Source organism: Corallococcus sp. AB018 (genome assembly GCF_003986945.1).
GTDB classification, from domain to species: Bacteria; Myxococcota; Myxococcia; order Myxococcales; family Myxococcaceae; genus Corallococcus; species Corallococcus exiguus.
In genome coordinates, this window is sequence record NZ_RAWR01000075.1 from 17,056 (window position 1) to 41,919 (window position 24,864).

At 71.4% G+C, this 24,864-nt stretch carries 17 protein-coding genes; 6 read left to right on the forward strand and 11 right to left on the reverse strand.

Annotated features, from left to right (window positions below; all coding sequences use genetic code 11):
- A complete protein-coding gene (locus tag D7Y11_RS17465; protein WP_120575988.1) occupies positions 1–840 on the reverse strand; it encodes a 2-oxo acid dehydrogenase subunit E2 in 840 nt (279 codons plus the stop codon).
- Positions 841–1,018: 178 nt separating this feature from the next.
- Between D7Y11_RS17465 and D7Y11_RS17470 the strand changes: the two genes are divergently transcribed.
- Complete coding sequence (locus D7Y11_RS17470) at positions 1,019–2,110, forward strand: cell envelope biogenesis protein TolA (RefSeq protein WP_120575989.1); 1,092 nt, start codon at positions 1,019–1,021, stop codon at positions 2,108–2,110.
- 66 nt (positions 2,111–2,176) lie between these two features.
- Here D7Y11_RS17470 and D7Y11_RS17475 read toward each other — a convergent pair whose 3' ends face one another.
- From D7Y11_RS17475 to D7Y11_RS17485, 3 genes are all read right to left on the reverse strand, one after another.
- Positions 2,177–2,668 (reverse strand): serine/threonine protein kinase, encoded by a 492-nt coding sequence (locus D7Y11_RS17475; RefSeq protein ID WP_121755022.1) that lies wholly within the window; start codon positions 2,666–2,668, stop codon positions 2,177–2,179.
- A gap of 11 nt (positions 2,669–2,679) precedes the next feature.
- A complete protein-coding gene (locus D7Y11_RS17480) occupies positions 2,680–3,573 on the reverse strand; it encodes a DUF2381 family protein (protein WP_233605175.1) in 894 nt (297 codons plus the stop codon).
- Between the two features lie 63 nt (positions 3,574–3,636).
- On the reverse strand, positions 3,637–5,166 hold the full coding sequence (locus D7Y11_RS17485) for a hypothetical protein (RefSeq protein ID WP_126934245.1): 1,530 nt from the start codon (positions 5,164–5,166) through the stop codon (positions 3,637–3,639).
- Between the two features lie 123 nt (positions 5,167–5,289).
- On the opposite strand from D7Y11_RS17485, the gene D7Y11_RS17490 reads away from it, so the two are divergent.
- Positions 5,290–6,831, forward strand: a complete 1,542-nt coding sequence (locus tag D7Y11_RS17490; RefSeq protein WP_120594863.1) for a HAMP domain-containing sensor histidine kinase — start codon at positions 5,290–5,292, stop codon at positions 6,829–6,831.
- Positions 6,828–8,147, forward strand: coding sequence for a pitrilysin family protein (locus D7Y11_RS17495; protein ID WP_120594864.1), 1,320 nt, complete (start codon positions 6,828–6,830; stop codon positions 8,145–8,147). The genes D7Y11_RS17490 and D7Y11_RS17495 overlap by 4 nt, the downstream gene beginning before the upstream one ends.
- Here D7Y11_RS17495 and D7Y11_RS17500 read toward each other — a convergent pair.
- A complete protein-coding gene (locus D7Y11_RS17500; RefSeq protein WP_121755018.1) occupies positions 8,128–9,456 on the reverse strand; it encodes a tetratricopeptide repeat protein in 1,329 nt (442 codons plus the stop codon). The genes D7Y11_RS17495 and D7Y11_RS17500 overlap by 20 nt on opposite strands.
- A 142-nt stretch (positions 9,457–9,598) precedes the next feature.
- On the opposite strand from D7Y11_RS17500, the gene D7Y11_RS17505 reads away from it, so the two are divergent.
- A complete protein-coding gene (locus tag D7Y11_RS17505) occupies positions 9,599–9,841 on the forward strand; it encodes a hypothetical protein (protein ID WP_233591618.1) in 243 nt (80 codons plus the stop codon).
- Positions 9,842–9,854: 13 nt separating this feature from the next.
- Here the strand turns inward: D7Y11_RS17505 and D7Y11_RS17510 are convergent, their stop codons facing one another.
- Together D7Y11_RS17510 and D7Y11_RS17515 are read right to left on the reverse strand one after the other, a co-directional pair.
- The gene (locus tag D7Y11_RS17510) at positions 9,855–10,454 is read right to left on the reverse strand and encodes an RNA methyltransferase (protein ID WP_126934246.1); all 600 of its coding nucleotides are present in this window, start codon (positions 10,452–10,454) and stop codon (positions 9,855–9,857) included.
- Positions 10,455–10,517: 63 nt separating this feature from the next.
- Entirely contained in the window at positions 10,518–11,546 is a 1,029-nt protein-coding gene (locus D7Y11_RS17515) for an AraC family transcriptional regulator (protein ID WP_158627582.1), read from the reverse strand.
- Positions 11,547–11,678: 132 nt separating this feature from the next.
- Between D7Y11_RS17515 and D7Y11_RS17520 the strand changes: the two genes are divergently transcribed.
- Positions 11,679–13,049 carry a cytochrome P450 gene (locus D7Y11_RS17520; protein ID WP_126934248.1) on the forward strand — a complete coding sequence of 457 codons (1,371 nt, stop codon included), beginning with the start codon at positions 11,679–11,681 and terminating at the stop codon, positions 13,047–13,049.
- 4 nt (positions 13,050–13,053) lie between these two features.
- On the opposite strand, the gene D7Y11_RS17525 is transcribed toward D7Y11_RS17520, so the two are convergent.
- The 4 genes from D7Y11_RS17525 to D7Y11_RS17540 are packed head-to-tail and all read right to left on the reverse strand — an operon-like array spanning position 13,054 to position 24,040.
- Complete coding sequence (locus tag D7Y11_RS17525) at positions 13,054–14,553, reverse strand: DUF4388 domain-containing protein (protein WP_120575997.1); 1,500 nt, start codon at positions 14,551–14,553, stop codon at positions 13,054–13,056.
- A gap of 24 nt (positions 14,554–14,577) precedes the next feature.
- Positions 14,578–16,428: a response regulator gene (locus tag D7Y11_RS17530; RefSeq protein WP_126934249.1), complete on the reverse strand. Its 1,851-nt coding sequence runs from the start codon at positions 16,426–16,428 to the stop codon at positions 14,578–14,580.
- 34 nt (positions 16,429–16,462) lie between these two features.
- Complete coding sequence (dapF, locus tag D7Y11_RS17535; protein WP_126934250.1) at positions 16,463–17,314, reverse strand: diaminopimelate epimerase; 852 nt, start codon at positions 17,312–17,314, stop codon at positions 16,463–16,465.
- A gap of 24 nt (positions 17,315–17,338) precedes the next feature.
- Entirely contained in the window at positions 17,339–24,040 is a 6,702-nt protein-coding gene (locus D7Y11_RS17540) for a methyltransferase domain-containing protein (RefSeq protein ID WP_126934251.1), read from the reverse strand.
- A 128-nt stretch (positions 24,041–24,168) separates the two neighbouring features.
- Here D7Y11_RS17540 and D7Y11_RS17545 point away from each other — a divergent pair.
- Positions 24,169–24,864, forward strand: a 696-nt coding sequence (locus D7Y11_RS17545) for an IF-2 protein (protein ID WP_126934252.1), incomplete at its 3' end; no start/stop codon positions are given.

A 24,864-nucleotide genomic window follows, 5' to 3' on the forward strand; every position in this document is an offset into this window, starting at 1 on the left:
CTATTCCACCGATGGATCCGGGAGCGGACCGAAGGACTCCACCGGATGCTCCAGCATCTCGCGCAGCGTGTTGGCGATGACGCCCGCGTGGTAGCCGTCGAGGAAGCGGTGGTCGAAGGACGCGTTGATGTTCATCACGTGTCCGGGCACCACCCTCCCCTCCTCCACCACCGCCACCTCGCGCACCGCGCCGGGCGCGAGGAAGATGGGCACGCGGGTGAAGGGCGCGAGCGGCAGATACGCCGTGTCCAGCCCCAGCTCGCCCACGTCCACCACCACCGCGGCACCGAACGGATCCCTGGGCAGGCCGAGCCACGATGGATCCAGGTTCAACGTGTACGTGAGGAACGACACGAGCCCGGTGAAGCGGTGCAGCAACAGGTGCGGCACGCGCTTGAGCAGACTCCGGCCCTGCTCCACCTGCGCGTCCCGGCCCTCGCGCACGCGCGCCGCGGTGGACGCCACCTCCAGCGCCAGCTCATGCACGGACTTCTGGTCCACGCCCTCGATGCGCACGGGCGTGAGGCCGCGTTGATCCGCACCTGGCAGCACCGCGCATACGGTGATCCGCTGACGCAGGTAGATGCGCTGGTAGCGCAGGAGCGCGTTGGCGTCCGGGCAGCGGCGCAGCGCTTCACCCATGGCCTTGAGGACCAGGTGGGTCGCGGTGAGCCGCACGCCGGTGCGCTGGTGGAAGGCATCCATCCAGGCGAGCGCCGCGTCCATGCGCACGGTCAACGTGCCGTAGACCGTGGGGTCATACGCGGTCGCCCAGCTACCGATGGCGAGCTTGCGGAAGCTCGACACGTCCCGCTTCGGCTTCAGCTCCAGGTGCGCCATGGGGCCCGAGCGTGCCCCAGGATGGCGCTGACGGGGGAGCCGGAATGCAGGCGGGCGCCACGGCTCGGCCGGCGCGTCGGGTGGGGCCCGCCGGGTTGCCTGCCAGTGAAGCCTTGACGCGCCATGTCCCAGCGGTAGGCTGCCCCGCTTTTTGCATCCTTCTGTGGAGGTCGTTCCCTTGCTGTTTGCACTCATTCTCGTATCGATCGGGTTCGCAGTGACGCTCGGTCTGCTGCTTTTCCGAGACAAGAGCGGCGCTGGTGCCAACGCGGGCCGTCCCTCGCTCTCCTCTTCCTCTTCCGCGCCGTCGTTCCGGGGCGAGCTGGAGTCCGAGAGCAAGGCGCGCGCGAAGGCGGAATCGGAGGTCCAGCGCAAGCAGAAGGAGCTGGACGAGCAGCGCGCGCAGCTCCAGGAGGTCAAGGAGCAGCTCAAGCAGACCAAGCGGAAGCTCTTCGAGCAGAAGGAAGGCGAGAAGGGCTCGAACGACCTGGTGAAGGCCCGGGCCGAGGTGGAGCGCAACGCCAGCATGCAGCTGGAGCAGACCCGCGCGGAGCTGGCGCAGGCCCTGACGGAGAACTCCCGGCTGCGCGCGGAGACCGAGTCGCGCAATGGCCCCCGCCGCCGTGAGGCCCCGGCCGCCGCCCCCGCGCAGACGACCGCGCCCGCCGCGGTCCCTGCCTCCGTCGAGGCGCCGGCTCCGGCGGATCAGATCGCCGCCCCCGCGAGCGAGCCCGTGGTGATCGCGGCGGTGTCCGTGACGCCCGCGCCCGTGGCCCCGGCGGAGCCCGTGCGCCGCTACCGCGAGCTGAACGACGCGGACCGCGAGAAGATGAACCGGCTGGAGCAGGCGGCGAACAAGGACCGTTCGCGCGCCGCGGAGCTGGAGAAGGAAGTGCGCCGGCTCAAGGGCCGCGCCGACACGCACGCGCGCATCCTGTCGGTGACGAAGTCCGAGGCCGACCTGGGCAAGGACAAGTACAAGGCGCTGGAGAAGCGCCTCAACCGCACGCTCCTGGAGCGCGACCTGCTTCGCCGGGCCATCAAGGACCTGGAGAAGAAGACGGGCATGCTCGCGGACCGCACGGAGCTGACGCCGGACGAAGTCGCCGCCAGCGACCAGCGCAGCGACGAGCAGGCCCGCTCCCGCGCCGAGGCGGAGGCCCGCGCCACCGCGGCAGCAGCCACGCCCACGGAAGCCCCGGCCGCCACCGAGCCGACGACCACCGAGGGCGAGGCGAAGCCTTCCGAGGCCCCGCCGACCAACGCCTGAGCCGTACGCTGGCGTGAAGCAAGAAGGCCCCGCTGTCCCTTCACCGGGACGCGGGGCCTTCGTGTTTCAGCGATAGGACTCGACGATGTCGACGCCCGCCGAGGAGAACTCCAGGATGGCCGTTCCTGGCTTGGAGTCGGGCCGCTTTCGCAATTGCCCCTTGGAGAGCCGCGCCACGGCACAGATGGGAACCTTGTCGCCGTCGGGCGGATGCGCCTCGTAGTACCGGACGACCACCTGCGGGCCGCCGGTCCACACCCGTCCATAGAGACGGGTGGTCGTTTCAAGGGGCCCGAGACTGGAGATCAACAGGCTCTCCACAGGACCGTCGTAGAGCGTGATGGGGCTGACGTCGTCCTGGTTGATGTCGAGCGCTACATTCGCCCCATCGCCTACACGCAGGCGCAGAATCCGCATCGTGTTCAGCGCGTCCTCGGGACAATCCTCGGGTTTGGGTGTCCCGTCCGAACGAAGCCCCACGCCCCCTCGGGTCGTGGTGCAGCCCAGCGACAAGACCAGCACGATGGCAACCGGGGACCACTTGCGCGGTGCGTTCATGTCGCGTCGATCTACTCCCGGATGAAACGCTGTTCCAGGACGAGGTAGGCCTGGGACAGACCATCCGCACGGAGCAACTCCAGCGCCAGTTGCTCCAGGCCCTGCTGTGACTGGAAGGCGCTGTCGTCAGCGACAACCGCGATGCGGCCCATGGCGCCCGGCGGAATCTCCTCCTGCTGCATGCGCAGCGCGAACGCACGTGAGTTCCCGCCGGAAACCGTGGACAGACGGGCCTCCATCATCCGCCAGGACTTCTTCGCATCACGGTTCGTCAGCGTGAACAACACGGCCATCTTCGGAAGCGTCTTGCTGGAGAGCACCTCCACCAGGATGTCCGCCCCTTCCTCCTTGAGACGCCAGCCCTGGCGACGGGTGAAAGGCGTGTGCTTGAGCTTCCCCTGGGCCAGGAGCGTCGCGAGCGCATGATCCGCGGACTGCTCCTCCGCCCGCAGGCGCTGGTTCTCCTCCTCCAGGACGCGCCGCTGTTTGAGTGAGTCCATCAGCGTCGAGTACATGGCGTCGTAGCCGCGTGGGTCCTCGAACACGTTCACCTGTTGATCCACCCTGCTCCGCCTCCCATCCCCCGCGGGCTTGAGGAGGAACGGCACCTCCTTGCCATTCGCGAGCGTCACCAGCAGAGGGAGCCCGTCGTCCTCCTGCAAGTCCTGGAGGGGTTCGACAATCACCTTGCGGCCGCCCACCAGCAGCGGCTCGAACCGGCCCTCCCATGCCAGCATGCGGGTCCGCGCGGGGTCCACGGACGTCTCGAAGCGGAGGACGGTGGCCACCTTCCCCTTCACGTAGACGGTGGGCGCGGAGTCCGACGGGTGCTCCGACAGCAGCACCGTGCGGATCGCGAGTTCCTCCTGCTCACGCGCGATGGCCTCCGCGGTCGTCAGGAGCAACGCCAGGGCCAGAACAAACCGGACAGGTAGACAGTCCCTCATGGGACCTGGACCGTAGCAGCTTCAGTCGCGCGGCGGCGGCATCACCACCAGGGCTTCGGTGTTGGCGCGGATCTCCCCGGTGCTGTCGTCCACGCCACCCACCACGAGCACGGAGCCGTCCGGCAGCGCGGAGCACGTGTGCCACACGCGCGGCTGCGGCATCAGCGACAGCCCCAGCACGGTGGGCTGCGCGCCCGCGTGCGGGGTGATCAACTCCACCCACGGCACGGCGTACGTCGTGCCGATGGAGGTCCCCCGCCCGCCCAGCACCACGATGCGGCCGTCCGGCAGCGTCACCGCGCACGGGTTGCTCCGGGGCATCAGCGCGGGGCCTTCACGCACGGAGATCACCCCATCCAGGAACTCGGAGGAGCCCACGGGCCGCGCGTCCTCCGCCGGATCCGCGCCGTCGAAGCCGCCCATGACCAGGAGCTCTGGAGACTCGTCCGCGCGGCCCAACATCGCCACGGCGGCGCCCTGCCTGCCGACGCGGAGATCCGTCCCTGCCGCCAGGAACATGAAGGAGTCGGTGCTGAACCTGAAGGCCGACACGTCGGTATCGGCCTTCTTCAGGGAATCAACGCCTCCCACGATCTGGATGTTCATCCCGTCCGGCCTTACCGCCAGCGCGACGTCCGTGCGGTGGACCTGCATGCCGGGAGACACGAAGAGCCCCGTGGTCGCGTCGAAGCCTTCCATTTCGCTCGCCGTGCTGCCGTCCGCCGCGCGTCCGCTCACCAGCGCCACGTGTCCTTCCGCATCCACCGCCGCCGCGTGCTGGTAGCGCGCCACCTTGTGCGTGAACTCACTCCTTGCGCCCGTCGTCGGGTCAAGGAGGCGTGCCGTGGACTGCAACGCCACCGGGGCGAAGGACTCCACGCCGCCCGCCAGGAACACGCGGCCGTCCGGCAGCAGCGACGCCGTGTGGAAGGCCCGCGCGCCCACGTCCGGTCCGGGGATGAACGTGCCCTCCGCCGGGTTGAACAGCTCCGTGGTCGCCGACACGGGCCGCGTCCCGTTCGCCTCGGGCCTGTAGCCTCCAGCGATCAACACCCGTCCATCCGGCAGGGTCGTGGCCGTGTGCGCCGCGCGCGCTTCGGCCGGCAACGAGCATGTCCTCGGGTCCGACGCCAGGTTCACCGGCACGAACTCCCCCAGCCGCCGCAGGACCACACGCACCCGCGGATTCGGCTCATCCTCCCCGTCCAACACGGTGAACGGCACGGAGCGGCCCAGCGAGACCAGCTGGCCGCCCTGATCCGGTACCCCCACGTAGGCCCGCACCTCAAGCACCCGTTCGAGGCCAGGCGGAAGGGTGGGCACGTCCTCCATCCAGGTCCAGTTCACCGTCGACACCCGCTCTCGGGGCGTGTCCAGGCCAGGGCCCGTCACGCGGAAGCGCAGGTGCGTCACCCCGGCCAGCGGCTGGGTACCAGCGCAGGAGGCGGTGAGCAGGTCCAGGGAGGGTCGGACCTCCTTGTCCCCGCAGGCGGGGGTGAGGGACGCCAGGGCGGCGGCGAGGAGCGTGGAGCGGACGAAGCGCGGAGCCATGCGGCGGACGCTACCAGCCCCCCTCCCCGGAGAGGTGGAGTCCAGGCGGCCGGAAGCAGGCGGCGCGGTGGGGATTGCGCTGTAATGCGACCGCTCCAGGACGTATGTCCTGTCCCCTCCTCCATGAAGCTCTCGCTCGCCACCCGCATCTTCCTGGGCTACGCGCTGGTGCTGCTGACGTTCGGGGCGGTGTCCCTGTTCAGCGTGGCGGAGCTGCACCGCAACCGGTTGGAGATCCGGCTCGTCAGCCAGGGCTACCTCCAGCTGTCCCAGGACGCCGCCGCGCTGGAGACCTTCCAGACCAGCCAGGAGAAGGACACCGAGCGCGTGCTGGAGCAGAACAGCGTGGAGACGCGCCGCGCGCTCATCCGGCTGGCGAGCCTGTACTACGCGCCCCAGATGGCCCAGCGCCTGGAGGCCGCCCGCGCCAAGGCCCGCGAGGTGCTCACCTTCGCCCCGGAAGGCGAGGTGCCCTTCGTGATGGAGCTGGACTCGCGCTTCGCGGAGCTGTCACGCAACTCCAAGGCCTACGGCCACGCGGTGGAGGCCGTATTTACCTCGCTCGCGTCCGAGTCCCCTGAAAGCCAGGAGGTGGCGCGCGCCACCGCCGAGCTGCGCCAGTTGGAGAGCGCCATCGGCCGTGAGCTGCGCGTGCTGCGCGCGACGCTGACCAACCGCATCCGCGAGCGCGTGGACGGCGCGGAGGAGCGCGAGCGCAGGACGGGCCTCACCATCATCGCGCTGTCCATCATGGCCATTGGCGTGGGCGTGGGCGTCACCGCGTGGTCCGCCCGCACACTGCGCCCGGTGCGCACCCTGATTGAAGGCGTGTCCCGCATCGGCCGGGGCGACTATTCCGCCCAGCTGGGTGTGCGCGGCGCGGACGAGGTCGCGCTGCTCGCACGCGAGTTCGACCAGATGGCCCGCTCGCTCCAGGCCCGCGAAGCGCAGCTCAAGTCCCAGGCGGAGGCGCTGATGCGCGCGGAGCAGCTGGCCGCGGTCGGCCGCATCTCCGCTCAAATCGTGCACGAGGTGCGCAACCCTCTGTCCTCCATTGGCCTCAACGTGGAGCTGCTCCAGGACGCGGTGGACAGCGCGCAATTCGACTCGCAGGACACCGCCACGGAGGCGCGCGAGCTGCTCTCCGCCGTCACCCATGAGGTGGACCGCCTCACCGACGTCACCGAGCAGTACCTGCGCATGGCCCGCCCCGCCCGGCCGGACCTGGAGCCGGAGGACATCATCGCGGTGCTGGACGGCGTGCTCGACTTCACCCGCGAGGAACTGGTGCGCGCGGGCGTGGAGGTGGTGCGGGACTTCGCGCCCGGCACCCCCCGCGTGCTCGCGGACCAGGGCCAGCTGCGGCAGGTGTTCCTCAACCTGCTCCGCAACAGCCGCGAGGCCATGCCCTCCGGGGGACGGCTCACCGTGGCGACCATCCCGAAGGAGGGGGACGTGGAGGTCACCGTGCGCGACACCGGCAACGGCATGACGGAGGAGGTCCGCCGCCACCTCTTCGAGCCCTTCTTCACCACCAAGGAGGGCGGCACGGGCCTGGGGCTCGCGGTGAGCCAACAGATCCTCCAGGCCCACGGGGGCTCGCTCTCCTGCCAGAGTATTCCCGGCCAGGGGACGACCTTCGTGTTAAGGCTTCCTCGCGCATGAGCTTTACACCGTACCGGGACGTGCTGCCCTCGGGGCTGCGCGTCGTCACCGTCGAGACGCCCCACCTGCACACCGCCCTGCTGGCCGTCTACGTGAGGACCGGCAGCCGGCATGAGTCGGTGGAGAACAACGGCGTCAGCCACTTCCTGGAGCACCTCTTCTTCCGGGGAAGCGAGGCCTGGCCGGACACGGTGAAGATGAACGCGGCCGTGGAGGAGGTGGGCGGCAACCTCAACGGCGCCACCACCCGCGACCACGGCTACTACTACACCCCGCTGCACCCGTCGCACCTGAGCGTGGGCCTGGACGTCATCGGCGACATGCTCACCCGCCCCCGCCTCACCGACATGGAAGTGGAGCGGCAGATCATCCTGGAGGAGATGCTCGACGAGGTGGACGACAAGGGGCGCGACATCGATCTGGACAACCTGTCCAAGCGCCTGCTGTTCCCCGGCCACCCGCTGTCCCTGAAAATCGCCGGCACCCCCGAGTCCGTGAAGGCCCTCACCCACGCCCAGGTGCTGGAGCACTTCGCCCGGCACTACGTGGCCGGCAACCTGGTGGTGTCCGCCGCGGGCAGCGTGAAGCACTCGGAGGTGCTGGCCCTGGCCGAGCGCGCCTTCGCCCACCTGCCCACGGGCAGCGCCACCACGGAGAGCGCGCCGCCGCCGCTGGGCCCCGGTCCGCACTTCCACTTCGTCTCCCACGACGAGTCGCAGACGGAGTTCAAGCTCACCTTCCGCGCCGTCCCGGAGCAGCACGAGGACTTCCCCGCGCTCCAGATTCTGCGGCGCCTCTTGGACGACGGGCTGTCGTCGCGGCTGCCCTTCGAAATCGTGGAGAAGCGCGGCCTCGCGTACTCGGTGCAGGCGGGGCTGGACACGTACCACGACCTCAGCCTCTTCGAGATTGAGGCGGCCAGCGCGCCGGAGAAGGCGTCGCTCGTGGTGGCGGAGTCGCTGCGCGTGCTCTCCGAGCTCTGCGAGAAGGAGGCGGGCGAGGAGGAGCTGAACCGCGCCAAGCGCCGCCACCGGATGCTGCTGGAGTTCTCCCAGGACTCGCCGGGAGAGCTGGCCGGGTGGTTCGGCGGCGTGGAGCTGTTCCGCCGTCCGGAGACGTTCGGCCACCGCGCGGATCAGGTGGACCGCCAGACGGCCGCGCGGGTGCGGGAGGTGGCCCGGCGCTACTTCACCCGCGAGAACCTGCTCGTGGTGGCGGTGGGCCAGCGCAAGGGGCTCAAGGCGCTGGAGAAGGTCGTCTTGGACGCGGAGGGGCTGCCCTCCTCCGCGCCCGCCGTCAGCGCCGCCCGCGGATGATGACGGGCCCCGTCGGGCCCGCCTTCTTCTTCTTGGGCGTCGCCTTGTCGATGGCCTTCTGGATGCGCAGGTAGTCGGGGTTGTGCGGCTCGCGCTTCAGGGCCTCGTCGATGAGCTTCTTGCCGCGCGGCAGCTGCGTCTCGAACTGGGCGTAGAGGTTCGCGAGCGCGGCCTTCTCCTCCACGGTCGCCTCGTTCAGGCTCGTCAGCCGCTCAAGCACTTCCTGCGCCTCCGGCTTGCGGCCGGCCTTCAGGTGCAGCCGCCACATGCGCGACAGCGCGGGCGGGAAGGCGGGCTCCGCCTTGAGGGCGAAGCGGTAGCTGTCCTCCGCCCCGCGCGCGTCGCTCTGCTCCTCCAGCACGCGGCCGCGCACGTACAGCGCGCGGGCGAAGCGCGGGCGCAGGTGCAGCGCGCGGTCCACCAGCTGCTGGGCCTCCGACGCGCGGCCCTGGGCGCAGACAATCTCCGCCAGCCACGCGGTGGCCTCCGCGTTGTCCGCGTCGTCCTCCAGCAGCTTGCGCAGCGCGCCTTCCGCCTCGGCCGGGCGCCCGAGCGCCATGAGCACGCGGGCCTTCATCGCCACCACGTCCGTGGAGTCCGCGTCCTCGGGCGGCACGGACTGGAGGTCCGCCTCCGCCATGTCGTTGACGCCGCTCATCAGGAAGAAGCGCGCGCGCAAGAGCCGCGCGGGCGTGAAGCTGGGCGAGCCCTGGAGCACGCGGTCCATCAGGTTGGCCGCGAGCAGCTCCTCGCCCTTCATGAGCAGGATTTCGGCCTCCACCGTCTTCGTCGGGGCGTCGTCCGGGTTCTCCCGGAGGATGCGCTCCAGCGTGGTGAAGGCCGCGTCCGGGTTCCCCTGCCGCGCCTGGAGGCGGGCCAGGGACAGGATGTCCTCGTTGGACAGCTTGCCCTCCTCCCTCAGCGACACGAGCGTGGAGATGGCCTGGGGAATCTGCCCCTCCCCCATGTACATGTCCGAGAGCTGCTTCTGGATGACGGGGTCGGTGCCCGGGATGAGGCCCTCCGCCTGCTTGAGCGTGAGGATGGCCGCGCCCGGGTTGCCGGCGCCCTGGTGGGCCTTGGCCAGGAGGAGGAGCGGCTCCACGCTCTCTGGCGCGGCGTTGGCGGCCTTCTGCAGCTCGGAGATGGCGCGAGCGTACTGGCCCTTCGTGAGCGCCTCACGCCCCTGGGACAGGGAGTTCTGGACCTGTACGGCCTGTTTCTGCGCGGCCGCTGTCTCTGGGTCCTTGCAAGCAAGCGGCAGGAGCAGGACGAGCGTCCAGGGACGGGGGAAAAATCGATGGGGCATCGCTGAGGGACAGGGTACCGGATGTTATCCTTCCCCGTCGATGGACCCTTTCGTGCGCCGCCTCGTGGAGAGGCTTCATGATCCCAGCCGGCCGCTGTCGCGGAACCGGCATTTCCACACGTTCGACACCCCCGAGGGTCGAATGGCGCTGAAGGTGTTCCGCCGTCTCCGCAGCCTCCAGCAGGACATCCTGGCCTGTCACAAGGAGGGCCGCCGCGCCCGCATCTCCCGCCAGCTCAACCCGGACGGAGACCACCGCATCGAGCTGTGGATGGAGCGCGTCGCGGGCCGCCGCGTGTCCATGCTCCAGCCCGCGGAGTATGAGCTGCTCGCCCGGCTGCCGGGTGTCCGGGACGCGTTGGAGATCCTGGACGAGGCGGCCTGAAGCCCCGGCACGTCTAGAAAACCCAGGGCCCCAGTCCCGTGGGTGCCCCGTCGCACGCCGCCCGCAGCCGCGCCTGGGCGTCTTCGTAGGAGAGCCGGGCCGCATCCGCCTTGAGGTTGGGAGAAGCCCAGGCCCGCCACGAGCGCAGCACCGCGACATGGCGGCCGTCTTCATCCTGCGCTTCGGAGAAGTGGACCAGCAGCCGTTCCTCCAGCGCCTCGCGCGCCTTGGTCCAGGGGCCGTCCTTGTCCAACGGGACGCGCTTGTCCCGCTCCACGGTGGAGAGCAGCGCGCGGGCGTCCGGGGACAGGCCCTGGAGTGACGGGCGGCGGCGCGCGGGCTCCATGGCGACGCGGTAGACGGCGGGCCAGAGCGTGGGGTCCACGAAGGCGACCTTGCCCTCCACCAGCCGCACCGCGAGCACGTCCTTCGACGCGCGCAACATGCGCCCCAGCCGGTACGCGAGGCGCCCCTTCGCGTGGTCGCGCCAGCTGCCGGTGGGCCTGCCGCCCATGACCTGTTCGACGAGGGACGTGGGCCCGTGGGTGGGCACCTCGGTGATGACGTGGCGCGTGCGCACCAGCTCTTCCGCGTCCCTCAGCGTCTTGATCATCCGTGTTCCCCTCCTGTGGGGAAAACATTCCGCGCCGGGAGCGGATTCCGGCGTCCGCCTCCTTCACGGCTTCGCGGCCTGGGACACCTGCCACTGTCCCGGCGTCGTTCCGCTCCAGCGGCGGAAGGCGCGGGTGAAGGCGCTGGGGTCGCTGAAGCCCAGGAGGAAGGCGATCTCGAAGTGGGGCAACTGTCCGTCGCGCAGGAGCTGGAAGGCGCGGTCGCGGCGCACGGCGTCCTCCAGGCCCGCGAACGTGACGCCCTCTTCCCGCAGGCGGCGCTGGAGCGTGCGCTCACTCACCGCGAGCCGCGTCGCCACGTCCGCGGGGACAAGGTCCCCCGTGCGAGGCTGGGCCGCGAGCACCTCCTCCACGCGCTCGCGCCAGGAGCGGACCTCGTGGGCCTCCACCCGCGCCAGCTCCGCCTCCGCGCGGGCGTGGAGCAGGTTGCCCAGCTCGATGTCCGCGTGGCGGATGGGGAGGTTCGCGGCGGCCTCGTCGCCCTGCACGAGATTGGCGCTCGCGCCGTATTCGATGCCGACGCCGAGAAACTCCTCCACGGCCGGCGAAGCCGCATGGCGCGGATGCGTGACGCACACGCGCGTGGGGCGCCAGTCCTCGCCGCTGAGCGCGCGGCCGCTGGCCACCATCGCCACGAGCAGCCCCTCCACCGGGTGCTTCATGCGCGAGGCCCATTCATCCTGTGGGTCCAACTCCAGCTCCACGCGCATCATCCCAGGCAGTTGGAGGACGCGCCACGTCGTGCGCGGGTCCAGCAGCGCGTGGATGCGGCAATAGCGCTGGAGGGACGTGCGCAGGTCGGGGCTGTTGACGAGTACGTAGCCCACGAGCCCTACGTGGGTAGGCTCCAGCGCCTGCGCGAGCCGCACGGCCAGCGGCTCGGAGCCGCCTACCTCGACGAGCAGGGTCCACACGCGCTGGAGCGCCACGTAGGGAAGCCGCACGTCCGGCCTCGCGAGCAGGGCTTCGTCCACGCCCACCGCTTCGAGCAGCCGCTCCCGGGCGATGCCCAGCGACATGCCCACCTGGAACAGGGGGCGGAACAGCGAGGACTGGAGCGTCTGGGGACGCATGGCGGGCCAGCATGGCCTGACGTCCCCTCGCCTCGCAATGCGCGGTGGCGCCCGCGGACAATGCGTTGGCGCCCCGGGACCATGCACGCGGGGCATGGGAGCGCGATACCTCCCTTCAGGAGGAAGCGTCCGATGACCACCGCCACCGCCGCCGTCACCCGCCAGCCCCCGGGTCCCCGGGGCCACCTGATCATGGGCATCCTGCCCGACGTGCGCCGCGACATCCTGGGCTGCCTGGGCACGCTCCATCGCCAATACGGTGACGTGGTGCGCTACCGGCTGGGCCCCATGCGCTCGCACCTGGTCGCGCATCCGGACGCCGTGAAGCACGTGTTGCAGGACCACGTGAAGAACTACACGAAGGACCACCTCACGTACCGCATGGGCCGGTGGATCACCGGCAACGGCCTGCTCACGAGCACGGGGGACTTCTGGCTCCGGCAGCGGCGGCTCGCGCAGCCCGCCTTTCATCGACAGCGCATCGCGGGCATGGCCGCCGGAATGGTGAAGCAGACACAGGGACTGCTCCAGCGCTGGGAGACAGCCGCCGCGAACGGGACACCCGTGGGCATCAACGAGGAGATGATGCGGCTGACGCTGGCCATCGTCGGGGAGGCCCTCTTCGGCACGTCCGTGGAGGACCAGACCGAACGGGTGGGCGAGGCCTTCACCGAGCTGAGCCAGCAGATCGCCGAGCGCTTCCGCACCTTCCGCATGCTGCCGCCCGTGCTGCCCACCCGCTACGACCGCGCCTTCCGCGACGCGCGCGCCACGCTGCTGGGGACCGTGCGGGGCATCATCGCCACGCGGCGTCAGCGCGGCGACGACACGGGCGACCTGCTCTCCATGCTGATGCTCGCGCGCGACGAGGACACGGGCGAGGGCATGACGGACGAGCAGTTGGGGAGCGAGGTGATGACGATGCTCCTCGCCGGACACGAGACAACGGCCACGTCGCTGAGCTGGGTGTGGGGACTGCTGTCGAAGCACCCGGAGGTGGAGGCCCGGCTGCACGCGGAGCTGGACGCGGTGCTGGGAGGACGCGCGCCCACGGTGGAGGACGTGCCGAGGCTCGGGTACACGAAGCAGGTGGTGGAGGAGACGATGCGGCTGTACCCGGCGGCGGTCATCTTCAGCCGCAGCGTGGAGGAGGACGACGTCATTGGCGGCTTCCGCATCCCGAAGGGGACGTCGGTGGACGTGAGCCCCTACGTCACGCAGCGCCATCCGGACTTCTGGGAGGAGCCAGACGCGTTCCGTCCAGAGCGCTTCGCCCCCGAGGCCGCGGCGAAGCGCCACCGCTTCGCGTACTTCCCCTTCAGCGGCGGGCCCAGGCAGTGCATCGGCAACAGCTTCGCGATGATGGAGGCGCAGCTCGTGCTGGCCACCGTGGCCCAGCGCTACCGCCTGCGCGCAGCGCCCGGCTTCACGTTGGAGCCGGATTCACACCTGACGTTGCGGCCGAAGGGCGCGCTCCCCATGTACCTGGAGCGCCGGACCTGAGCGCTCACTGAGGCGTCACGGAAGCGCGCTGCACCTGCGTGACACCGGGCAGCGTGGGCGCGGGGTTGAGCGCCTGGACCAGCATGGCGCGCAGGGCCTCCGTGAGGTCTTCACCGGGAGCAATCACTCCGGCCGGAGCGCCCTGCAACGGCGCCGGCACCTCCGTGCCCACCACCACGATGGGGATGCGGACCTCCCAAGCAAGGTAGTGCGCCAGCCGCACCGCCGGCTCCGAGTTGTCCATCAACAGCGCGCCAATGGACCCCGCGCTGAACGGACGCCACAGCGGGCGCGCGGCCTCCGCGGGCGGCAGCACGCAGAAGTCCACGTTCAGCACGTCGCTCAGCTCCAGACGCCCCAGCGTCCCGAAGCCGCTCTTCACAGCGGTGGGGTCCGCCGACATCGCCTCCAGCCCCGGCACCCGCGCCAGGATGCGGCGTGCCGCGGATGAACCGCTGCCACAGACGAAGACCTTCGCCGTCGCCACCTTCGCCAGCGTCCTCGTGCGCAGCAGGCGCCCACGCAGCGCGTGCACCTCCGCCGCGCCGATGAGGTCGCTCGCGCCCAGGTTCTGGCCTTCGCTCTCCGTGGGGCGCGCCATGCCCTTCTGGAGCAGCGTGGACAGCACGCCCAGGACCTCCATGTCCGTGGCGGGCGCCAGGTCCAGCACCTCGCCCAGCGCTCGCGGCTGACGGAGCAGTTCCATCACCTGCGCCGTCACCGGGTGCTGCTCCTCGGACAGGTCCACCTCCGGTGCCAGCATCAGCCGCGTGTGGCGCGGCGGCAGGCCCGGCAACAGGCGGTTCACCTCGTCCGACTGACGCATGCCTTCCAGCAGCGCGTCGTCCATCGCGCGGTTGATGCGCGGGCGCGCGGCGCTGGTGCCGGGCGTGAAGGTGAAGTTGCCCTCCGTCCACGACAGGAGCCGGAACAGCGCCTTCTCCCCTTCCACCCTCCCGAGCCGCGCGTTCACCGTGCGGCCGTCGGAGACGGTGATCTCCCCGCGCTCCGCGCCGCGCTCCAGCGACAGCTTCCCGTTGCGCTTGTTCATGCCCAGGATCTGCATGAGGTCCGGGATGCTGAGCTGGCTGAGCGAGCCTTCGATTTCCTGCTGCTCGCTCTTGAGGTCCTTGGCCGCTTCGTTGCGCCGGAAGATGTGCTCGATGCGGCTGAGCACTTCGTCCAGGTTGAAGGGCTTGCGCAGCGTGCCGTCCCGCATGCCCCGCGCCCGGTCCGAGTCCAGGCTGGACGTGGTGAGCACCACCGGGATGTCTTCCGTGCGCGGGTTGGTGCGCAGGATTTGAACGAACGTGCGCGCGTCCAGGAGCCGGCACGCCTCGTCGAAGAGCGTCAGGTCCGGGTGCCGGAGCACCGCGACCTCCAGCGCCCGCGAGCCATCCGGCGCGTAGTGCACCTGATAGCCCTTCGTGCGCAGCGCCCGCGACAGGGCGCGCACCGAGTCGAGGTCGGGGTCGGCGATGAGGATCTTCCGCACCGTGGCCAAGGTCGCTTGCTCCGCTTCGTGACGTCAGTAGGGCTGCAGGTCGTATTCGGCCTGCAGCTTGGAGATGAGCCCGTCCACCACCGCGGTGTCCGAGGTGTGGAACCCCCACGTCGCGCCCCGCCCGCGCCGCTGGATGAGCGCGTACGACGCACTCTCCGACAGCCAGAGGATGAACTCGTGGCGCGCCACCCGTTCGTCCCCTTCCAGGAACACCGGCGTGAGCGCCGCGTGCGACTCCAGGTCCACGCGGCGGCCCAACAGGTAGATGCGAGACGACAGGTCCGGCGGCGCCTGCTCCAGTCCCACCGCCAGCGGCAGATCCGCGCGGATCTCCGGGCCGCCCACGTAGAGCAACCCGCGCGAGCCCGGGTCGCGCACCAGCTCCCGGGCGATCTCCACCTGGAGCTCGTCGAAGAGCACGTCCGCCACCTTGCCCCGGCGGCTGGGCTCCGCGCGGTCATCCGTGGGCAGGCGCGGGCTGTTGGGCGTGCCCAGCAGCAGGTCCACCTCGTCCCAGAACGGCAGCCCGTCCAGCATCAGCCGGCGCTGGAGCGACGCGCGGCGCTCGTCCATGCGGCGGCGGCAGCGGTGCACCAGCTCGTCGAAGTCCTCGCCGTCCTTGGGGAAGGTGCTGGCGCCACCCACGAGCGCCAGCGGCAGGCGCTGCTCCACATCCTGCACGTCCGGCTCGTCGCGCACGGCGGCGACGGCGCGGCGCACGAACATCATCGCGCCGAAGAAGTCCGTCTCCGGAAGGAGGAGGTAGAACTCCTGGTCGCTCGCCTTCGCGATGACGTCCGAGTCGCGGATGATTTTACTGAGCGCCTTGATGATGCCGCGCACGGCCTTCTTCGCGTCCTGCGCGCCCAACCGCACGCGCACCAGCGGCAGGTTGTCGATGCTGAAGGTCAGCAGCGAGAACGTGCGCCCGTACCTGCGCGCCTTGTAGATCTCCTTGGACGCGTAGTCGGTGAAGTAGCTGAGGTTGTACGCGGCGGTGTCGCGGTCGCGCAGGCCCAGGCGCTGGAGCGCCATCAGCTTGCGGCCGTTCTTCACGCCCACCGCGGCGAAGTCCGCCAGCACCTTCGCGTCGCGCGTGTGCTCCACGCGGAAGTCGCCGGTGAGCGGGTCGGACAGCTGCGCCAGTCCCATCACCTCCCCGGCGGCCACCAGCGGCACGTACAGCACCGGAGAGCGCTCATCGCGCGCGAGCCACGGAGCGGCTTCGCGCAGGCGCAGGGACAGCGGCCCCTCCGGGCTCATCTTCTCCGGCAGGAACTGCTTGTCGAGCAGGCCCCGGTAGGAGCGCAGCGCCAGGTCTCCCCGGTCGTCCACCACCCACAGCGCGGCGCTCTGCGCGTCGCACACCGCGCCCAGGTCCGCGATGACGCGCTCCTGGAGCCATTCCAGGTCCGGATGGGAGAGCAGCTCCAGGCAGCGCTGCTGGAGGTTGTGGAAGCGGGCGAACTCCAGGTTCTCGTCCTGGAGCCGGGCGCGCTCGTGGCGCAGCTGGGCGCGCTCCATGGCGCGGTCCACCGCGAGCAGCAGGTCCGACTCCTCCACGGGCTTGACCAGGCAGTCCGCCACGCCCAGGCGCAGCGCGACCTCCGAGCCCTGCACGTCATCGCGCGTGCTGACGAGGATGACCTCCTGCTCGGGGTCGCGTTCGCGCAGGCGCGCGGTGAGCGAGAAGCCGTCCACGCCGGGCATCACCACGTCGGTGAGCACCAGGTCAAACGTCGCCCGGGCCACCTCTGCCAGGGCCAGGGTGGCGTTCTCCACCGCCACCACGCGGTGCCCCCGGCGCGACAGCAGGTCCGCGGCGAGTTGTCGGAAGAACAGGTCGTCGTCGACGACGAGGATGGGACCGGCCACGGCGCTCGGGGGGCGAAGGGAGGAAAACCGAAGGCTATCGGGCCCTTGGAAGCACGACAACGCCTTCGAAGACGAAGGCCACGGGGCCTCGGAGCCGGATGTCGGACAGGTCGTCCGGAACGCGGATTCTCAGGTCTCCGCCCGGCAGGGTGACGCGCAGCCAGGCATTCGAGGGCAGGCGCTTCGCCAGCACGGCCGCCACGGCGGACGCACACGCCCCCGTCCCACAGGCCTGGGTGAGGCCGCAGCCGCGCTCCCAGACGACGACGGTGAGGCCGTCCTCGTCCACGCGGACGAACTCCACGTTGGTGCGGTCCGGGAAGGCGGGGTGCCGCTCCAGGCCGGGGCCCAGGCGCTCGGCGGCTTCCAGGGGCTGGTCCAGGAGCACCAGGTGCGGGTTGCCCATGTTCACCGCGGTGCCGAGCAGGCCTTCATGCCCGGGCACGGGGGCGCTCACGAAAGGCTGGCCGGTCGTCCCGGAGGGCAGGTTCGCGGCCACCAGCCGGGCCGGGCCCATGGAGATGTCCACGCCGACGACGCCGCCATCGCCGTAGCCGGGCTCGCAGGTGAGCACGCCGGCCCCGGTCTCCACGTCGATGAGCGCGGGGTGCTTGCCGGAGTGGTCCACCAGATACTTCACCGCACAGCGCAGGCCGTTGCCGCACATCTCCGCGATGCTGCCGTCGGCGTTGTGGACGACCATGCGGGCAAGGCCGCGGGACGACGGGAGGATGGCGAGCACCCCGTCCGCGCCAATGCCCCGGCGCCGGTCGCACAGCCAGCGGGACTGCTCCGCGTCGATGTCCAGGCCCGTGCGGCGCCGGTCCAGGACGACGAAGTCGTTGCCCAGGCCGTGGTACTTGAAGATGCGTTCGCTTGCGTCCACGGGGGGAAGTGTAGACGCCCGCGTTTATTCGCGCTCGCCGACCTTCTTGGGCGCGGTGGGAACGTCCAGGGCAGGCATGGCCCGGCGCGAGGCTCCGGGAGCGGCGGGGGCACTGGCGCGGCGCAGCTCGGCCAGTTCGGCCTCCCGGGCGGCGAGCTGGTCCTGCATCTTCTCCACGTGGGCCTGGAGGACCTCCATCTCCGCGGCCATCTCCAGCACGTCCTCCGGAGGCGGTGCGGCGGCGGACTTCGATTCCTCCAGGGCCTGGAGCAGGGTCTGTCGTTCGGTCTCCAGCGCGTCCAGCCGGGCCTGCTGTTCGCGGATCCGGGTGGAGAGCTGGTCGCGTTCAGCGCGCTCGGTGTCCAGGAGGCGCGCGGCATCCGCGGCGGTGGTCTCCAGGGAGTTGGTCCGGCCCTCCAGGCGGACGCGGGCGGCGCGGGCGACCGTCAGGTCCGACTGGAGGCGCTCGCGTTCGGAGGCCATGGCGGTGCGCTCGGTGTCCGCGCGGCGGGCATGGGCTTCAGCATCGGCGGCGGCCTGGGTCAGGGCGGCGACGCGGGACTCCAGCGCGGCCTGTTCGGTCCGCGCGTCCTCGAGCGCCGTGGCGAGCCGGGACTCCATGGCGGCGAGCGATTCGCGGGTCTGTTCGGCGGATTGGGCGAGGCGGGCTTCGAGTTCGGCCTGTTCCGTCGAGGCGCGAGCCTGGGCTTCCGAGAGACGGGCGTCGCGCTCCGCGTTCGCGGAGTCGGATTGAGCGGTGAGGTCCGCGATGCGGGCTTCGAGTTCGGCCCGTTCCGCGGCGGTCCGGGCGGTGGCGTCCGCGAGCTGTGCCTCGATGGAGGCCTTCTCTTCGCGGGCCTGCTCCGTGAGTTCGGCGAGACGGACTTCGAGCTCCGACCGCTCCGTGCCGGCCTGGGCGGTGGCTTCCGCGAGCCGCACTTCCAGTTCGGCCTTCTCCGTGGCGGCCTGGGCGAGCGTTTCGGCGAGGCGTGTTTCGAGTTCGGCCTTCTCCGTCCCGGATGTCGCGAGGAGTTCGTTGAGCCGCGTCTCCAGTTCGGCCTTCTCGGTCCCGGCGTTCGCGAGGAGTTCGTTGAGCCGCGTCTCCAGTTCGGCCTTCTCCAGGCCGGCTCGCGCGAGCGCTTCGTTGAGGCGCAGCTCCAGCGTGGCCTTGTCCGTGCCCGCGCTGGTGAGCGCTTCGGTCAGGCGAAGCTCCAGCTCAGCCTGCTCCGTGCCGGCCTGAGAGGTGGCTTCCGCGAGACGGGCTTCCAGGTCGGTCCGCTCCTGCTCCGCGCGAGTGGTGAGGTCCGCGAGCTGTGCTTCCAGGGTGGCGGTGCGCTCGTTCCCGGTCTGGACGGTCTCCGTGAGCCGGGCCGCGTCCGCGCGAGCGGTTGCCAGTTCCTCGCGCAGACCTTCCAGCGAGGACTCCAGGTTCGTGGCCTTGCCCGCGAAGCGGCGCGCGGTTTCGAGCTGCACCACGAGCACTTCCGCGTGCTCGCGCGTGGCGGCGAGCCGGTCGCTGGCGTCCACCAACTCCGCTTCCAGCCGGCCGACTTGCTGGCTCCGCTCATGCAGCGCGGCGTGCGCCCGTTGCAGTTCGGAGCCCAGGCGCATCAACTCCTGGTGCGCGGCGCCCAAGCGGGCCGTCTCCGCGCGCAGGGCCGTCAGCTCCTGCTCCTTCAGCCCCAGCTGCTCGCGCAGTTCGTCCAGGTCCTGCTGCTGCCGCTCGGTCCGCGAGAGCGCGCCTTCCAGCTGCGCCTCCATGGAGACCCGCAAGGCGCTGGCTTCGCGCAGTTCCTGTTCGCGAGCGGTCAGGGACTCCGTGAGACGTGCGGCCCGGGCTTCGGACTCGCGTGCCGCGTCCTGCGACTGCGAGCCCTCCGCGAGACGGGTCTCCGCCTGCGCGAGTGAATCCTCCAACGCGCTGAGGTTCGAGGTCTCCGCGGCGAGCCGGAACTCCACCTCCGTCAGAGAGGCTTCCAGTCCGACGCGGCGCGACGTCTCGGAAGAGGCGCGATTCTCCGCGTCCGCCAGGGACTGCTCCAGGGTGGCGAGGCGGGCCTCCGCGTCCTTCAACGAGGCTTCCAGCTCGGAGCGGCGAGCGGTCTCGGCGGCAATCGTGGACTCCGCCGTGGCGATGGATGCTTCCAGTTCGGAACGGCGGGTGGACTCCGCGGCCTGCCGGACGTCGACCTCCAAGAGCGATGCTTCGAGTTCAGCACGCCGCGTGGACTCCGTGGCCTGCCGGGACTCCGCCTCCGCGAGCGCCGCTTCCAGCTCGGAGCGCCGCGTGGATTCAGCAGCCTGCCGGGCCTCCGTCTCCGCGAGCGCCGCTTCCAGCTCAGCACGCCGCGTGGACTCCGCGGCCTGTCGGGCCTCCGCCTCTGAAAGCGCCGCTTCCAGCTCGGAGCGCCGCGTGGACTCCGTGGCAAGCCGGGCCTCGGCCTCCGCGAGCCTCCGCGCCAACGATGCATGGCGCTCGGTCTCCGTGGTCTGCCGGGACTCCGCCTCAGCCAGGGCCTGCTCCAGCGCAGTCAGACGCGCGGCATCCGCGGCATGGCGGGCCTCTGCCTCCGCGAGCGACTGCTCCAGCGCGGCCCCTTGCGAAGACGCGGCGGAATGGCGGGCTTCGGCCTCCGCGAGCGACTGCTCCAGCACGGCCCCTTGCGCGGTCTCGGTCGCGAGGCGGGCCTCGGCCTCCGTGAGGGCCTGCTGCATCGCGGGGAGACGGGCGGCCTCTTCAGCGAAACGGGACTCGGTGTCCGACAGCGACGCTTCCAGTTCGGCGCGGCGGGCTTCGACTTCCGCGAGCCGGGTCTGGACGGATGCCCGCGCCTGCTCCGCTTCGGCCAGGCGCTCGCGCTGAGCCGAGGCCTCCGCGCGCAGGGTCTCCAGCTCCGAGCGCAGCGCAGCCTCATCCGTCGCGCGCGACTCGCGGTCGCGAACCTCCTGCGTACGCGCATCATCGAGCGAGGACAGCGCCTCCACCTCGGACCGCCGCGCCTCGGTGAGCTCCGCGCGCAGCTCACGCACCGTCGCATCCAGGGCCGCCTGCGATTGCTTCGCCTCCGTCAGCGCGGCACGGGCCTCTTCCAGCTCCCGGGCGTATCCACGCGCCTCGTCCGCCGACGCCGCGTGCGACTGCCGCAGATCTTCGTTCGTGCGCTGCGCTTCGGCGAAGGAGGCCTGGACCTCTGAAAGGGTCTGGCGCGTCTGCTCGAAGGCAGCCTCGGTGGACAGCCGCGCGGCACGCGCCGCCGACAGGTCCGTTTCGAGCTGGCCCCGAGCCTCCTGTGCCGAAATCCGCGAGGCTTCAGCCCGGGCGCGCTCCTCGTCCAGCGCCGAAGCGGAGCTCTGCTGGAGCTGGGCGAACGACGCCTCCAACCGGGCCCGCTGCGCGCGCTCCTCCTCCAAAACCGTGCGCGCCACGCCCAGCGCGGCATCCAGCCGCAGCCGGTCCGATTCCAGTGCGCTCTGCGCCTCGTTCCACGAGGACTCGGAACCCTCCAGTCGGGAGCGAAGGGCCCGCTCCGCGTCGAGCGACTCCTGAAGGTTCGCGAGTGCCACCTGCGCGCGGGCCTGCTGCTCGCGCTCCGACAGCAGCTGCGCCTGGGTATCGGCGAGCAACGCCTCCCAGCGAGCCCCCCGCTCCTGCTCGTGGGTCAGGGACTCGCGAGCCGCATCAAGCTCCGCCTGCACCGAGGCCCGGGCCTTCTGCTCCCGAGCCAGGTCCTCCTGGATGAGCGCGGCCAGGGCTTCCGAGTCGGTCAACTCCTGCCGCAACGAGCGGAGCGTTGCCTCCAGCTCCGTGTTCTTCGCCTCGGCGGTCTCGCGCGCCTGGTTCGACTCCGCGAGCCGGACCCCGTGGTCCCACACTTCACGGGCCAGGGTGTCCCGGGCTTCGGAACGGGCCTGTTCGACCGCGGCATCGAGTGCCTCCGCGGCACGCGCCTCCGCCGCCGTGAGCCGGGCCTCCGCCTCGGCGCGCACGTCGGCGAGCACCTGCTCCGTCTGGCCGCTCGACACGGCGCGGGCGTCGGTGAGCGCGGTGGCCGAGCGGGCTTCGGCCTCTTCCAGCCGACGGGCCAGGAGCGCCTCGGCTTCGGCACGCACCTCCACGAGCATCCGCGCCGCGCGGACTTCAGCTTCTTCCAACTGCCGGACCCGTTCGGCCTCGGACTCGGCGCGGGCTTCGGCCAGCGCCTGGGCCCGTTCGGCCTCCGCCTCGGCACGCGCTTCCGCGAGGGCCTGCGCTGTCCGTGCCTCGACATCCGCCAGTTGCCGGCTCCGCTGAGCCGAGGCCGTGGCACGGACTTCGGTGAGCGCCTGCTCGCGGCGGCTCTCCGCTTCCGCCAGGGCCGCGGCCCGTTCAACGGCGGCGTCCGCGAGCACCTTCGCCACCCGAGCGTCCGCGTCGGCCAGAGCCCGCTCGACACGGGCCTCCGCATCCGCCCGAGCCGCATCCAGCGCCTGAGCCGCCTCCGCCACCGCGCGTTCGACACGGGCATCCGCATCGGCCCGAGCTGCCTCCAGCGCCTGAGCCGCCTCGCGAGCATCCGCCAGCGCACGCTCGACACGGGTATCCGCATCAGACCGGTTCGCCTCCAGCGCCTGAGCCGCCTCGCGAGCATCCGCCGCCGCACGCTCGACACGGGCATCCGCGTCGGACCGGGCCTCCTCCAACTCCCGAGCGAGCCGGGCCTCCGCGTCGGACCGGGCCTCCGCCAACGCCTTCTCGAGCCGGGCCTCCGCCTGCTCACGGGCCTCCTCCAGCGCGAGCTCCGCGAAAGCCCGTTCCTCCTCCAACGCCTGCGCGAGCCGAGCCTCCTCCTGCTCGCGGGCCTCCGCCAGCGCGCGCTCCTGCCGCGAATCCGCGTCGGAATGCGCGGCGGCCAGCGCGTTCGTCACCCGCTCGTCGGCCTCGGCACGGGCCTGGGCCAGCGCCTCCTCCAGCCTTGCCTGCGCCTGGGCCCGCTCCGCGTCGATGGCCTGGACGAGCGCGGCTTCCACACGGACGCGCTCCGTCTCCGCCGCCACCAGCCGCTGCCCCGCGACGTGCTGCGCGGACTCGACCCGCTTCTGCTCCGCCTCCAGAGACTCCAGGCGCAGCCCGGCCGCGTGAAGCTCCTCCTCCAACCGCGCCGCCAGCGCCCGAGCCGCTGACTCCGACTGAGCGCGGCCCTCCAGCTCCTGCCGCAGCCGGCCTTCCGCCTCACGCGCGCTGGTGAGCTCCGTCTCCAGACCGCGCTGCAACGCCTCGCGCTCGGAGAGCCGCGCCTCCGCGTCCTTGCGCGCCCCTTCGGCGGAGTGCATCCGCTGCTGGGCCTCGGCGAGCTCCCGGCGCGCTCGCGCCAGCTCCGCGTCCTTCACCGGAACCGCGTCGCCCGCCGTCCGCGCCGACTCCTGCGCGCGCGCCAGCTCCGCCTTCAGGTGCTCCACCGCCGCGAGCGCCGTCGAATACTGCTCCGCGATGCGCAGCTCCCGCTCGCGAGCCGCCTCCGCCTGCCGGCGCTTGTCCTCCGCGCCGTCCTGCGCGCGCTCCGCCGCCAGCCGGTCCCGCTCCCGGTCGATGCGCAGCGAGCCCAGCTCATCCTGCAGGTCGCGCAGCTCCGTGTACGCCTGCGTCAGCCGCTCGCGAGACTCATCCAGCGTCGCCGCCGTCTCCTCGCGCCGCGCCCGCTCCAGCCGCAGAGTCTCCTGCGCGGCAAGCGCCTGCACGCCCGCGTCCGCCTGCGCACGCTGCGCCGCCTCCACCTCCAGGCGCTGCGCCGTCAGCCGCCGGTCCGCATCGGCGATCCGCTCCGTCGCGACCTGCAACTCCAGCTCACGGCGCCGCAGCCGGCTGCTCAGGTCGTCCCGCTCGCGCGCGGACTCCACCGTGCCCCGAGCCTGCTCCAGCTGCGCGGTCAGCCGCGCCATGTCCTGCCGGGCGCCCTCCAGCGCCGGCTTGAGCGACACGACCTCCGCCTCGCGGTCTCCAATCTCCGCGCGAAGCTTCGACACCGCTTCCTTCAGCCGCCCTGCCCGCTCCTCCCACGTCTTCGCCCGGGCCGCGACCTCGTCCAGCTTGCCGCGCGTGAAGGCCAGCGGCTCCGGCGGCAGCTGCACCCACGTGGGGTCCACCACCCGCGTCGGCTCCAGGCCCGCCATCACCACGAAGTACGCCGCCTCGCTGTGCCGCACGAGCGAGCCGTCCACCTGCAACCCGTCGCCCCGCTCGAACGCCAGCTGGTAGCCCAGCACCGGCGACTGCGTGGCCACCTCTACATGGGGGAAGTGCGCCGTCAGCGCGTCCAGCAGCTGCCCGTACGTGGGCGGCACCGTCTCTTCCGGCTCCAGCAACTGAGGCAGCGCCAGCCCCGCGATGTTGCGCAGGCCGCCCACCAGGAAGCCCTGCCGGGCCACCAGCCGCGCCAGCTCCGCCAACAGCTCCGGCGCGCGCACGTAGGGCGCCAGGTCCGTCACCAGCACCAGGTCGAAGCTTCCCGCCTCCAGGTCGTCATAGACGTTGGCGCGGAAGCGCAGCTGCGGGTGCGCATGGGCCTTCTGCGCCGCCTCCACCGCGGACACGTCCGCGTCGCACGCCACCACGGTGCGCGCGCCCCGCTCCACCAGGAAGCGCGCGCTCTCGCCGCCCGTGGACGCCACGGCGTCGACCTCGAGCACGCGCCGGCGCGCGAACAGGCTCTCCGCGAAGATGTAGCGGGGCAGCAGCTCGCTGGGCCCCATGCGACGAAAGGTGGATTGCAAATGATGATCCCGACAGGGCGGTAATCGTAGCGTTGGAGTCCCAGAAGACCCAATTTCAGGTTTCGACCCCCACGGGCCCAAGCCCGTCCGACCGGAGAGCAGGCGACATGACCACCCATTCACCGCAGGGATTCGGCTACCGGGCCCGCCGCACCTTCACCCGGCTCGTCGTCTTCCTCGTCATCCTGGGCCTGGGTGGCGGCGTCGTCTTCCTCCTGGGCCAGCTCAACGCCCGCACCTTCACCGTCCTGCAGGAGAACGGCGAGCTGGTGGTGATGAAGGGCCGCGCCCTGCCCACCGGCGCCGCCGCCTACCGCCCCGGGGACCCGCGCCTCGCGGACGCCTACGCCCCCCTCCCCCTGGAGGGCCAGGACGTCACCCTGCTGACGCAGCAGAAGTTCACCGACCGCGACGACCTGGACCGCGCCCTCTTCCCCCTCCTGGAGACCCTGGCCCGCCCGCGCATCGCGTCCGGCGAGCCCGCCAAGGTGGAGCGCGGCCTCTATTATCTGCGCCGCGCGGAGAAGCTCTCCGGCATCACCGAGGAGCAGCGCCGCAGCCTCCAGTCCATGCTCACCGACGTGGCCTTCTACCAGGCGCGCCAGAAGCTGGAGGACGCCCGCCGCCTCGTGTCCGAGGGCCTGGCCCAGCTCAAGCTCGCCGCGGAGTCGGAGAACCGCCACGCCCGCGCCGCCAACCAGATGCTCACCACCGTGGGCCCCACCGCCCGCGACCTGGAGGAGGCCCTGCGCCGCGCCGTCCACAGCGAGAGCGCCCCGGACAACACCCCTGTAGCACCCGCG